Annotated in this window: 11 protein-coding genes; 4 read left to right on the top strand and 7 right to left on the bottom strand. The window is 74.5% G+C overall.

Annotated elements, in window-relative coordinates:
* The first annotated feature begins 139 nt into the window (after positions 1–139).
* The 3 genes from ACI8AC_RS24590 to ACI8AC_RS24580 are packed head-to-tail and all read left to right on the top strand — an operon-like array spanning position 140 to position 3,152.
* Positions 140–910: a DUF1206 domain-containing protein gene (locus ACI8AC_RS24590; RefSeq protein ID WP_456900481.1), complete on the top strand. Its 771-nt coding sequence runs from the start codon at positions 140–142 to the stop codon at positions 908–910.
* Positions 911–927: 17 nt separating this feature from the next.
* Positions 928–1,794: a DUF1206 domain-containing protein gene (locus ACI8AC_RS24585; protein WP_456900480.1), complete on the top strand. Its 867-nt coding sequence runs from the start codon at positions 928–930 to the stop codon at positions 1,792–1,794.
* Positions 1,791–3,152, top strand: a complete 1,362-nt coding sequence (locus ACI8AC_RS24580) for a DUF2254 domain-containing protein (protein WP_456900479.1) — start codon at positions 1,791–1,793, stop codon at positions 3,150–3,152. Before ACI8AC_RS24585 ends, ACI8AC_RS24580 begins: the two co-directional genes overlap by 4 nt.
* 60 nt (positions 3,153–3,212) lie before the next feature.
* Here ACI8AC_RS24580 and fabG read toward each other — a convergent pair whose 3' ends face one another.
* Both fabG and ACI8AC_RS24570 read right to left on the bottom strand, forming a co-directional pair.
* Positions 3,213–3,986 carry a 3-oxoacyl-ACP reductase FabG gene (fabG, locus tag ACI8AC_RS24575; RefSeq protein ID WP_456900478.1) on the bottom strand — a complete coding sequence of 258 codons (774 nt, stop codon included), beginning with the start codon at positions 3,984–3,986 and terminating at the stop codon, positions 3,213–3,215.
* Positions 3,983–5,200, bottom strand: a complete 1,218-nt coding sequence (locus ACI8AC_RS24570) for an acetyl-CoA C-acetyltransferase (RefSeq protein ID WP_456900477.1) — start codon at positions 5,198–5,200, stop codon at positions 3,983–3,985. The genes fabG and ACI8AC_RS24570 overlap by 4 nt, the downstream gene beginning before the upstream one ends.
* 121 nt (positions 5,201–5,321) lie before the next feature.
* Here ACI8AC_RS24570 and ACI8AC_RS24565 point away from each other — a divergent pair, with 121 nt between their 5' ends.
* Positions 5,322–6,476 carry an MFS transporter gene (locus tag ACI8AC_RS24565; RefSeq protein WP_456900476.1) on the top strand — a complete coding sequence of 385 codons (1,155 nt, stop codon included), beginning with the start codon at positions 5,322–5,324 and terminating at the stop codon, positions 6,474–6,476.
* A 171-nt stretch (positions 6,477–6,647) separates the two neighbouring features.
* Here ACI8AC_RS24565 and ACI8AC_RS24560 read toward each other — a convergent pair whose 3' ends face one another.
* The 5 genes from ACI8AC_RS24560 to ACI8AC_RS24540 are packed head-to-tail and all read right to left on the bottom strand — an operon-like array spanning position 6,648 to position 11,724.
* A complete protein-coding gene (locus ACI8AC_RS24560; RefSeq protein WP_456900475.1) occupies positions 6,648–7,898 on the bottom strand; it encodes an ABC transporter substrate-binding protein in 1,251 nt (416 codons plus the stop codon).
* Positions 7,895–9,130 (bottom strand): branched-chain amino acid ABC transporter permease, encoded by a 1,236-nt coding sequence (locus tag ACI8AC_RS24555; protein ID WP_456900474.1) that lies wholly within the window; start codon positions 9,128–9,130, stop codon positions 7,895–7,897. Before ACI8AC_RS24555 ends, ACI8AC_RS24560 begins: the two co-directional genes overlap by 4 nt.
* A complete protein-coding gene (locus tag ACI8AC_RS24550; protein ID WP_456900473.1) occupies positions 9,123–10,013 on the bottom strand; it encodes a branched-chain amino acid ABC transporter permease in 891 nt (296 codons plus the stop codon). Before ACI8AC_RS24550 ends, ACI8AC_RS24555 begins: the two co-directional genes overlap by 8 nt.
* Positions 10,010–10,936, bottom strand: coding sequence for an ABC transporter ATP-binding protein (locus ACI8AC_RS24545; RefSeq protein WP_456900482.1), 927 nt, complete (start codon positions 10,934–10,936; stop codon positions 10,010–10,012). The genes ACI8AC_RS24550 and ACI8AC_RS24545 overlap by 4 nt, the downstream gene beginning before the upstream one ends.
* The gene (locus tag ACI8AC_RS24540; RefSeq protein ID WP_456900472.1) at positions 10,933–11,724 is read right to left on the bottom strand and encodes an ABC transporter ATP-binding protein; all 792 of its coding nucleotides are present in this window, start codon (positions 11,722–11,724) and stop codon (positions 10,933–10,935) included. The genes ACI8AC_RS24545 and ACI8AC_RS24540 overlap by 4 nt, the downstream gene beginning before the upstream one ends.
* Positions 11,725–12,124: the final 400 nt, after the last annotated feature.

Here is a 12,124-nt window from a genome sequence, read left to right as displayed (position 1 = left end):
GCGCCCCCGCCTCCCCCCGCGGCAGAGCGCCGCGCGCGCGCGCCACCCCGGCGCCCCCCCCCCCCCCCCCCCCCCCCCCCCCCCCCCCCCCCCCCCCCCCCCCCCCGGGGACAGCGACGCGCTGGAGAACCTCGCGCGGGTGGGGCTGATCGCCTACGGCGTGGTGCACCTGCTCATCGCCTGGCTGGCCCTCCAGCTGGCCTGGGGCGGTGGCAGCCAGGAGCAGGCCGACCAGGCCGGCGCGCTGGCCGTGCTCGCCGAGCAGCCGCTGGGCACCCCCCTGCTGTGGGTGCTGGGCATCGGCCTGGTCGCGCTGGCCGCCTGGCAGCTCGCCGAGGTGCTGCGCTGGCGCGGCGCGCTGTCCGCCTCGGGGGAGCAGCGGAAGAAGGCCGTCGGCAAGGTCGTCAAGTCGGTCGGCAAGGCCGTGGTCTACGCCGCCCTGGCCGTCACCGCCCTGCGCGCCGCCACCGGGGGCGGGTCCTCCGGCTCGTCGCAGCAACAGCAGCAGCAGGTGTCGGGCGTGTTCGGCTGGCCGGGCGGGCGGTGGCTGGTGGCCGTCGCCGGCCTGGTCGTCATCGGCGTCGGCGTCTACCACGTGGTCAAGGGCCTGACGAAGAAGTTCCTCGAGGGCGTCGACATGGCCGGCGCCTCACCGGGCACGCAGCGGACGGTGACCCGCCTGGGTCAGGTCGGCTACCCCGCCAAGGGGGTGGCGCTGGCCGTGCTGGGCGGCCTGTTCGTCTGGGCCGCGATCACCTTCGACCCGGCCAAGGCCTCCGGCCTGGGCGGGGTCATGCGCACCCTGCTGGACGTTCCGTTCGGCCAGGTCCTGCTGACCGTCGTCGCCCTGGGGATCGCCGCCTTCGGCGCCTTCTCCCTCGCTCGGGCCCGCTACCCCGAGCGGACCTGACCCTGACGGCCACCCCCGTGCGGGCCGCCCGGCCGCTGCTCGACCGCCTGCACCGGGCGGTCGCGCACGCCCGCGAGGTCACCGACCACCCGGTGCTCGAGCACGTCGCGCGGGCCGGGCTGGTCGCCTACGGCCTCATGCACTTCCTCATCGCCTACCTGGCGCTGCAGCTGGCCTGGGGCGTGCCCGCCGCCGACGCCGACCAGACCGGGGCCATGCAGGCGCTGCACGGCGCCCCCGCCGGCCCGGTCCTGCTGTGGGCCGTCGGCCTGGGCATGCTCGCCCTGGCCGTGTGGCAGGCCGGCGAGGTGCTGCTCTGGTGGCGCGGCCTGCTCGACGCCGGCCACCGCGCGCACACCGCCTTCGTCTGCGCCAAGTGCCTGGCCAAGGCGGCCGTGTACGCCGTGCTCGGGGGCACCGCGCTGCTGTTCGCCGTGGGCGTCACCTACCAGGCCGACGAGCGCCTGCAGCACCTCACCGACGAGACCCTGGAGGTCCCCGGCGGCGGCGCGATGGTGGGTGCGGTCGCCGTCGCGGTGGTGGGTGTCGGGGTGTACACGCTGGCCCGCGGCCTCACCGGTGGCTTCATGCGCGACATCGACCTGCCCGCCGCGCCCGACCGCTGGGAGCCGCTGATCGAGGTCATCGGGCGGGTCGGCTACGTCGCCAAGGGCGTCGCGTTCGGCCTCGTCGGGGTGCTGCTGTTCCAGGCGGCGGTCACCGAGGACGTGTCGACGGCGACCGGCCTGGACGGCGCCCTGACCACCATCGGCTCGGCCGGCGCCGGGCAGTGGCTGCTGTCGGCGGTCGCGGCCGGGTTCGCCGCGTACGGGGTCTACGCCCTGGCCCGCGCCCGCTACCCCGACCGGGACCCCTCCTCGTGAACCGGCGGACCCGCGGCAGCCGCTGGGAGGCGGTCCGCGCCACGGTCACCGGGTCGCTGTGGCCGATCCCCACCATGGCCGTCACGGCCGCGGTGGGCCTCGGCATCGGACTCACCGAGCTGGACCAGGCCCTGGCCTACGGGGACAACCCGGTGACGTTCGTGTTCACCGGCGGCCCGTCGGCGGCGCGGACGGTCCTGTCGGCGATCGCCTCGTCGCTGATATCGGTCACCACGCTGCTGTTCTCGCTGACCATCGTCACCCTGCAGCTGGCCAGCAGCCAGTACTCCCCCCGGCTGCTGCAGACCTTCGTCCGCGACCGCGTCGTGCAGGTGTGCCTGGGCGTGCTGCTCGGCACCTTCGTCTACGCCCTCGCGGTGCTGCGCACCGTGCGCTCGGCCGACGAGGCGCAGGGCCTGTCGTTCGTCCCCCGCATCTCGGTCACCGTCGCCTTCGTCCTCGCGCTGGCCTCGGTGGCCGCCCTGGTGGTCTTCCTCAGCCACCAGACCCGGCAGCTGCGGGTCGAGACGATGATGCGCGACGTGCACACCGAGGCCTCGCCCACGGTGCGGCGCATCGACGGCGAGCTCGCCGAGGACGACCAGCCCGACGAGGACCTCCCGCCGGTGCCGCCGCGCGCCCGCCCGGTCTGCGCGCGGGACAGCGGCTTCTACGTGCAGCTGGCCGAGGCCCCGTTGCTGGAGGCGCTGGCCGACAGCGGCGCCTCGCTGCAGCTGGCGGTGCGCCCCGGCGACCCGGTGATCGAGGGGACGCCGGTGGGCTGGGCGTGGACCGACGCCCCGGGCACCGAGGTGCCCGTCGAGGACGTCGAGGCCGCCCTGCGGCGCCACCTCACCCTCGAGTACGAGCGCTACGACCTCGGCGACCCCAGCTACGGGTTGCGCAAGCTGGTCGACATCGCGGCGCGGGCGCTGTCCCCCGGCATCAACGACCCGACGACCGCGGTGCACGCGCTGTCGCACGTCTCCGCCCTGCTCGGGCAGGCCACCGCCCGCGACACCCGGAACCGCCGGGTCAGCGACGAGTCGGGCCGGGAGCGGCTGCAGGTCGCCTCGTGGGACTTCGAGGCGCTGCTGGACCTCGCCGTCACCCAGCCCCGGCTGTACGGCAGCGAGGACCCCACCGTCGTCGTCCGGCTCTTCTCGCTGCTGGCCGAGGTGGCCTGGCGGACGCGGACCCCGCGGCAGCGCGCCGCCGTGCTCGCCCAGCGCGACGCCCTCGTCGGGCGGTGCGAGCCCGACCCGCCGACCGGCCGCACCGCCGAGGACGTGCGGCGGTGGGCCGGCGCGGTGGACGCGGCCCTGGCCGGCCGGTGGGAGCCCCTGCTGGGGCACTGACCGGCGGCCGAGCGGAGTGGGACGGCGCGGGGAACGCGTCCCTCCCACTCCGCTTCCTCTTCAGCCCCGCGGGCCGCCGGCGACGTAGAGGACCTGCCCGGAGACGAACCCGGCCCCCTCGCTCACCAGGAACGAGACGGTGTGCGCGATGTCCTCGGGCTGCCCGGCGCGGGCCACCGGTATCCCCGCCGCGCGCTCGGCGACGTACTCGTCCCAGTCCCGGCCCAGCCGCGCGGCGGTGGCCCGGGTCATGTCGGTGACGACGAAGCCCGGCGCCACGGCGTTGGCGGTGACCCCGTACTTGCCGAGCTCGACGGCGAGGGTCTTGGTGAACCCCTGCAGCCCGGCCTTCGCCGTGGCGTAGTTGGCCTGGCCGCGGTTGCCGAGCGCCGAGGTGCTCGACAGGTTCACCACGCGGCCCCAGCCCGCCTCGACCATGTGCGCCTGCACGGCGCGGGTCATGAGGAACGACCCGCGCAGGTGCACGTGCATGACCACGTCCCAGTCGGCGTCGGTCATCTTGAACAGCAGGTTGTCCCGGGTCACGCCGGCGTTGTTGACCAGCACGAGCGGCGGCCCGAGCTCGGCGGCGACCCGCTCGACCGCGGCGCTCACCTGGTCGGCGTCACCGACGTCCGCGCCCACGCCGACCGCCCGGCCCCCGGCGGCCCGGATCCGCGCCACCGTGTCGGCGGTGTCCTCCTCGCGCAGGTCGAGCACCGCGACCGCGAGGCCGTCGGCGGCCAGCCGCCGGGCGGTGGCCGCGCCGATGCCGCGGGCGGCACCGGTGACGACGGCGACGCGCTGCGGGCCCCCGGCGACGGCCTCGCTCACGCGCCCACCCGCTCGAACAGCGCGGCCAGGCCCTGCCCGCCGCCGATGCACATCGTCTCCAGCCCGTAGCGGGCGTCGCGGCGGACCATCTCGCGGGCCAGGGTGGCCAGGATGCGCCCGCCGGTGGCCCCCACCGGGTGGCCGAGGGAGATGCCCGAGCCGTTGACGTTCATCCGGTCGAAGTCGCCGGGCGTGAAACCCCACTCCCGGGTCACCGCGAGGACCTGGGAGGCGAAGGCCTCGTTGAGCTCGATGAGGTCGACGTCCTTGAGCGCGACCCCGGCCTGGTCGAGGGCCTTGGCCGTGGCCGGTACCGGGCCGATGCCCATGGTGCGCGGCGGCACGCCGCCGATGCCCCAGGACACCAGCCGCACCAGCGGGCGCAGCCCCAGCTCGGCGGCCTTGTCGGGGTGCGTGACGACGCAGACGGCGGCGCCGTCGTTCTGCCCGGAGGCGTTGCCCGCGGTGACGGTGGCCTCCGCGTCGTCCTTGCCCATGATCGGCCGGAGCCGGGCGAGGGTCTCCACCGTCGAGTCGGGGCGGATGTGCTCGTCGCGGTCGACGACCGTCTCGCCCTTCCGGGACCGCACGGTCACCGGCACGATCTCGTCGGCGAAGCGGCCCTCGTCGGTGGCCGCGGCGGCCCGCTGGTGGCTGCGGACGGCGTACTCGTCCTGCTCCTCGCGCGGGATGCGGTACTCGCGGCGCAGGTTCTCGGCGGTCTCGAGCATCCCGCCCGGGACCGGGTGGTGCTGCCCGCCGGCGGTGACCCGGCCGCGGGCCAGGCCGTCCTGCAGCAGCACGCCGGGGCCGGCCTTGACCCCCCAGCGCACGGCCTGCGTGTAGAACGGCGCGTTGCTCATCGACTCCGCGCCCCCGGCGAGGACGACCTCGGAGGCGCCGGAGGACACCTGCATGGCCGCGTAGAGGACCGCCTGCAGGCCGGAGCCGCACCGCCGGTCGATCTGCAGGCCGGAGGCGGTCACCGGCAGGCCGGCGTCGAGGGCGGCGACGCGGCCCAGCGCGGGGGCCTCCATCGTGGGGTAGCAGTGCCCGAGCAGGACGTCGTCCACCGACTCCGGCGGCAGGCCGGTGCGCTCCACGAGCGCCCGGATCACCGTGGACGCGAGGTCCTGGACCGGCACGTCCCGCAGCGACCCCCCGAAACCCCCCACCGGGGTCCGCAGGGGCTCGCAGATGACCGCATCTCGCACGGGGATCCTCCTCCTGTAGTCCACGACGACCAGGGCGAGTCTGCCCCGCGGCGGCCCGGCGCGCGGCACCGCCCTCCGCCGGTGGCGGGCGCGCGGCCCGCGGAGTCCCTAAGGTCCCCCCGTGGCGTGGCGGCGGGCGGTGTTCACCCTGTTCGCGGTCGCCGCCGGCACGAACGTGCCGACCCCGCTGCTGCTGGTCTACCAGGAGCGCCTGGGGCTGTCCGCCGAGGTGCTCACCGCGCTGTTCGGCTGCTACGCCGCCGGGCTGGTGCCCGCTCTCTTCCTCGCCGGCCCGCTGTCGGACCGGCTGGGCCGGCGCCGGGTGGCGGTCCCGGGGGTGGCGCTGGCCGGGCTGGCCTCGCTGGCCTTCGCCCTCGCCGGCGACTCGCTGGGTCTGCTCTTCGCTGCCCGCTTCGCGCAGGGCGTGGTCAGCGGCGTGGTCTTCAGCGTCGGCAGCGCCTGGGTCGGCGAGCTGTCCCTGTCGGCCGGGGAGGGCGCGGGCGGGCGGCGGGCGGCGGTCGCGATGACGGCCGGCTTCTCGCTCGGCCCGCTCACCAGCGGGCTGCTCGGCGAGTTCGGCCCCGCCGCGACCGTGCTGCCCTACCTGCTGCACGCCGCGCTGGTGGGGATCGCCCTGGCCGTGGCCGTGCGGCTGCCCGAGACGGTGCCCGCGGCGCAGCGGGGTCGCCGGGTGCCGGGCGCGCCGGCGGTGCCCCTCCTGCCCCCGGGCAGCGCCGTCCTGGCGCTCACGGTCGTCGCGCCGGTCGCGGTGTGCGTCTACGCCTTCCCGTCCTCGGTGATCTCCGCGGTGCCGCTGCTCGGGGAGCTGCCGGCGGGCGGGGTCGCGGTCACCGGCGTGCTCGCCGGCGTGACCCTGGGGGCGGGGACGCTCGTCGCGGGCCTGCAGGGCCGGCTGGGCGAGTGGACGGCGGTCACCGGCGCCGGCCTGGGGGCCGCGGGCTTCGGCGCGGCCGCGCTGTTCGTGGCCACCGGCGCCTGGCCGTGGCTGCTGGCCGCCGCTCCCCTGCTCGGCTCCGGCGGCGGGCTCTGCCTCGCGGCCGGGCTCACCGTCGTCGGGCGGCTGGCCGCACCGACCCGGCGCGGCGAGCTGACCTCTGTCTTCCTCGCCTGCGCGTACCTGGGGTTCGCCGTGCCGTTCCTCATGGCGACCGCGGCGCGGGCGACGTCCCCTGCCGTCCCGCTGGAGGCCGCCGCCGTCCTCACCGCCGCCCTCGCCGTGCGGCTGGTCCCGGTGGCCCGCCGCCGGGCCCTGTAGAGCCGGGGCCGGCAGGACGAGGACGGCGCCCCCTCCCGGGTGGGAGGGGCGCCGTCCCGGCCTCGTCCCGGGGACCCGCGGCGCGCGGAGCGTGTCGTGGGGTGGGACGAGCGGCCCCTCTGCAGGAGCCCGCCGCGCGCTCGCGGCGGGCTCCTGCAGAGGGACCTTCTTTCAGTCGGCCTCGGAGGCGAGGTCCTCGGCCAGGTCACCCTGGAAGGCGTCCTGGGCGACGGTGGCCCGGCCGGGGACGTCGGCCGCCGGCCGGAGGACGAAGCTCTCCAGGCTCGGCGACTGGCCCTCCTCGAACCCGCGGATGGGCACCAGCAGGCCGCCGGTGTCGACCTCCTCCAGGTTGTTGAAGGCCTCGAGCACGCCTTCGCGGGTGAGGTCGCCGTTCTCGCAGGCGGTGTCGAGCACCTGCTTCATGACCTCGCCCATGCCGTAACCGAACAGCGCGCCGAGGCTCGGGGCCGCGCCGGGGAACTCGGCCTGGTAGGCCTCCAGCACCTCGGGGTGGGCGTCCCAGGCCGCGAACGGGGCGGCGATGTACAGGTTGTCCTGCAGCGGCTGCGCGGCCGGACCGTCCATCAGGCCCGGCGCGAACACCGGGTTGCTGCCGAGGATCGGCACGTTCAGCCCCTGGGCCTGGGCGGCCACCGCCACCGACGCCGTCTGCGCGGGTGCGACGGTCAGCACGATGGCCTTGACGCCGGCCGCGTTGAACTGGCTGACGATGGCGCTCATGTCCTGCTCCTGGGGCGTGATCTGCGCCTCGATGAGGTTGAGACCGCGCGCCTCGGCGACCGCCTGGCTGCCCTCGAGCCCGTTGGCCCCGTACTCGCCCTCGAAGTAGATGTGCCCGACCGTGTCGCCGTCCGCGAGCAGGCCCTGGTCGAACAGGTACTGGTAGCCGTTGGCGAGCTCGACGTCGTAGGTCGCGCCGAGGACCCCGGTGCCCGGGATGAGCGTCAGCGTCTCCGACCAGGCGGACGGGAAGTTGACGATGTTGTCCGCCTCGTACTCGGGAGCCAGGGCGGTGTTGATCGGCGAGCCGATCGTCTGCTGCATCGCCAGGACGCTGTCCTGCATGCCTGCGTAGAGCTGGACGCCGTTCTGCGGGACGTAGCCGGTGTCCTGGACCTCGAGCTGGACGTCGTAGGTGTCGCAGACCTGGTTCTCCTGCCAGAACAGCCGGTTGGCGTTCGTGATGTCGTTGCCGAGGGCGGCGAAGACACCGGTCAGGTCGGTCAGCACGCCGAGGGTGATGGTGTTGCCCTCGACACCGATGTCGGTGGCGACGTCGCCGGCCTCGCCCCCGCCGCCACCGCCCCCGGTGTCCTCGGCGCGGGTCCCGCAGCCGGTCGCGACCACCGCGAGGGCGGTCAGGGCCGTGGCCGTGCGGAGTGCTCTACGTCGCGTCATGCTGGGTCGCTCCCTTGGGCTGGGCGTTCGGACACGTTGGTGCTCTGTTCGGACGTGCTGGACCGGTCGAGGGGTGGACGGGTGGTCTTGCCGCCGGGTCGAGCTCGTCGTCGGCGGAAGCGCTGGGCGAACCCGGCCAGGCCGGCGGGCTCGAAGAGGATGACGAGGATGATCGCCAGGCCGTAGAGGTAGCGGGCGGCTTCCCCGGCCGCGAGGGCCCCACCGCCGACCCCGCCCACCAGCGGGAGCACGTCGGCGTAGCGCTGGAAGACCAGCGGCAGCCCCGCGACGAAGACCGCGCCGAGCACGGCCCCGCCGACCGACCCCAGCCCGCCGAGCACGATCATCGCCAGGTACTGGATCGAGACGAACAGGCCGAACGACTCCGGTGCGATGCTGCCGATGCTCAGCGCGTACATCACCCCGGACAGGCCGGCGTACATCGAGCTGATGAGGAAGGCCCGCGCCTTGTACGCCTGGACGTTGACCCCCATGACCGAGGCCGCGACCTCGCTGTCCCGCAGGGTCTCCAGCGCCCGGCCCCCGCGGCTGCGGAGCATGTTGCGGGCCACCACGTAGGCGCCGAGGGCGAGGACCAGACCCAGGTACCAGAGCCGCTCGGCCTCGCGGAAGGGCACGCCGAGGACGGAGAACTCGGGGTCGGCGCTGCCGAAGCTGAACCCGAACAGGGTGAAGTCCGGCACCGAGCGCCCGTTGAAGCCGCCGGTCACCGACGTCCAGCTGTTGAGCACGTGCTGGCCGATGAAGACCAGACCGAGCGAGGCCACGCCGAGGTAGATGCCGCGGAGCCGGCCGGCGATGGGGCTGAAGATCAGGCCGGCCAGGCCGGCGAGCAGGACCCCCAGGACCATGCCGAGGATCGGGGGCCACCCGAGGCCGGACACCTGGGTGTCACCGAAGCCCCCCTCGGTCCCCGAGAAGAACGTGTAGGTCACCGCTCCCACGGCGAGGAAGAAGGAGTGGGCCAGGGAGAGCTGGCCGGTGTTCCCCACGAGCAGGTTCAGCCCGATGGCACCGACGATCGCGCCGGCCACGGCGAAGCCGGTGCGCAGCCAGAACGCCTCGAAGTACAGCGGGAAGACCAGCAGGAACAGCAGCAGGGCGCCGATGAGCACCGGCTTGACGAAGGAGCGCCAGTCACGCCCCGGACGTGCCGTGGCGGAACCGGCGCCCGTGGGGCTCGCGCCGCGCGCGAGGGTCTGCTCAGACACGGGTCAGCTCCTTCGTCCCGAAGAGCCCGGAGGGCCGCACGAGGAGGACCAGGAGCATGACGATGTAGGGGACGACGCTGCCGAAGCCGCGGCCGAGGAACAGCATCTCGTCCTGGTAGCCGGCGGCCATCGTCTCGGCGACGCCGATGAGCAGCCCCCCGACGAGGGCGCCCCCCGTGGAGTCCAGGCCGCCGAGGATGGCCGCCGGGAACGCGGCCAGCGCCACGGTGTAGACCGCCGGGCTGACCCCCGGGGTGGGCGACCCGACGAGGAACAGGGCCGCCACCGCGGCCAGCGCGCCGGCCACCACCCAGGCCAGCGCGGAGACCTGCCCCTGGCGGATGCCCATGAGCGCGGCCGTCTCGCCGTCCTCGGCGGAGGCGCGCATCGCCACGCCCCAGCTCGAGTACTTGAAGGCCAGGAAGAAGAGCCCGATGAGGACGGCGGCGACCAGCATGGCCACCGCCCGGTTCACGCTGATGCCGATGCCACCGGCCCGGAGGGAGTCCCCCGCCCAGGGGTGCGGGACGTTGAGGATGTCCGAGCCGATCCGGCGGATCAGGTCGGTGAGGATGATGATGTCGACGCCGATGGTGACGATGGCCAGGCTGATCACCGGGGCGCCGCGCAGCTGGTTGATGATCAGCCGCTCGATGATCACCGCGGCGACCGCGGTCACCACGATGCCGAGCAGGGCGGCGCCCACGAAGCCGAGGTCGTCCGCCGTCACCGCGATGGTGTAGGCGCCGAGCAGCAGCAGCGACCCGTGGGCGAAGTTCACCACCTCGCTGGCCTTGAAGATGATCACGAAGCCGAGCGCGATCAGCGCGTAGATCGTCCCCAGCGAGATGCCGTTGACGAGCAGGGAGAGGAACTGGGTCACGAGGGCGTCCCGGGCGTGTCGGAGGGGTGGGTGGCGGTGGCCCCGGACCCGGAGCCGGAGCCGGGGGCGGGACCACCGGAGGCCCCGTGGTGGGCGGTGAAGGACTCGGCCGGCGTCTCGTCCTCGCCGGAACCGAGGTAGGCGCGGATCACCTCGGGGTCGGCCTGGACCTCGGCGGGGGTGCCGTCGGCGATCCGGCGGCCGAAGTCGAGCACCGTGATCCGGTCGGCCAGCGCCATGACCATGCCCATGTCGTGCTCGACGAGGATGATCGAGATCCCGAGCGCCGAGCGGATCTCCCGGATCGCCTCGGCCATCCGGTCGGTCTCCTCGGCGTTCATCCCGGCCACCGGCTCGTCGAGCAGCAGCAGCCGCGGCTCGGTGCAGAGGGCGCGGGCCACCTCGACCCGCTTCTGGTCGCCGTAGGACAGCACGCCGACCGGGGTGTGCAGCTTGGGCCCGAGCTCGAGGAAGTCCGCGATCTCGGCCACCCTCTCGCCGTGCCGCCGGCCCTCGCGCGTCGCGCGGGGCAGCCGCAGCCCGGCGGCGAGGAAGCCGGCCCTGGTGAGGTGGTGCCGCCCCAGCATGAGGTTCTCGGCGACGCTCTGGGTGGGTGACAGGGCGATGTTCTGGAACGCCCGGGCCACCCCGATCCCGGCGATCTTGTAGGGGCGCATCGTGTCGAGCCGGTGCTCGCCGAAGCGGACCTCGCCCTCCGAGGCCTTGTAGACCCCCGAGAGGACGTTGAACATCGTCGACTTGCCCGCCCCGTTCGGGCCGATGATGGCGTGGATGGTGCCGGGCGCGACGTCGAACGAGACGCCGGAGAGCGCCTGGATCGCCCCGAACCGGACGGTGACGTCGCGGACCTCGAGGGGCGGGACGTCGCTGCGCACCTGCCCCTGGTGCAGGTCGGCGGTCATGCCGTCCACCGCGAGAGGGTCTTGCGGGGCGCCGTGCTCGTCCGCTGCTCCTGGGGCGTCTCGCTCCCGTGGCCGAGGTAGAGGCGCTGCACCTCGTCGGTCTGGGACAGCTCCCGGGCGTCGCCGGACAGCGACACCTCCCCGACGTCGAGCACGTAGGCCAGGTCGGCGACGCCGAGGGCCATCGTGGCGTTCTGCTCGACGAGGAGCACCGAGGTCCCCTGCCGGTTGATCTCGGCGATGACCTCGCCGATCTGCCCGATGATCCGGGGCGCCAGGCCGAGGGAGGGCTCGTCGAGCAGCAGCAGCTTCGGGCTGGTCATGAGCGCCCGGCCGATCGCGAGCATCTGCTGCTCGCCGCCGGAGAGCAGCCCGCCGCGCTGGGAGCCGCGCTCCTTCAGCACCGGGAACAGGTCGTGCACCCGCTGCAGCGCCTCGGCCTTCGCGGCCTTGTCCCGGCTGCTCAGCCCGCCGGCCCGGAGGTTCTCCTCGACGGTCAGGCGGCTGAAGATGCGCCGCCCCTCGGGCACCTGCACCACGCCGAGGCGGACGATCTTCCCGGGGTCGCGGCGCACCAGGTCGACGTCGTCGAGGCGCACGGTGCCCTCCTCGACCCTCCCCCGGTGCAGCGAGAGGGTCCCGGAGATGGTGCGCAGGAGCGTGGACTTGCCCGCGCCGTTGCTCCCGAGGACGGCGACCACCTTGCCGTCGGGGACCTCCATGGTCACGCCCCGGACCGCCTGGACGGCGCCGCCGTAGGTCACCCGCAGGGAGTCGATCCTCAGCACGGGTCCACCACCGACCCGTACTGGTTGCACCCGGCAACGGACTGTGAGCCAGAACACATGAGCGGTGACTGTAGAGGGCGATCCGCGCTCTGGGGCAAAGCCCGGCGTGTTCGTGACCTGCAGGTTATGGAGAGCGGCCACCCGTCCGGGTGAGACGCGGCAGTTCCCGCAGGCCGGGGCACGGGTGCGCCCGGGCGGCCGGCCGCGGCGGCGACCGGGCGGGGACGCGGACCGGCCCCGTCACCAGCGGCGACGGGGCCGGGCGGGGCTGGTCGGGGATGCTCCTATCGTCGTCAAGTGGCGGTGGCCAGGTGGTCGAAGTCGGCCAGTAGCGACGTGTGGACTTCGCGGATGACGTAGCGCTTGAGGCAGCGCATGATCTCCTGCTTGCTCAGGCCTT

The sequence above is a fragment of the Geodermatophilus sp. SYSU D00758 genome (assembly GCF_054049955.1).
This window is presented reverse-complemented; position numbering and strand designations above follow the sequence as displayed.

Coding starts and splice junctions, on each gene's coding strand:
- ACI8AC_RS24545 (WP_456900482.1), bottom strand. CDS start 10,936: ATGACCGCCGACCTGCACCAGGGGCAGGTGCGCAGCGACGTCCCGCCC.
- ACI8AC_RS24560 (WP_456900475.1), bottom strand. CDS start 7,898: ATGACGCGACGTAGAGCACTCCGCACGGCCACGGCCCTGACCGCCCTC.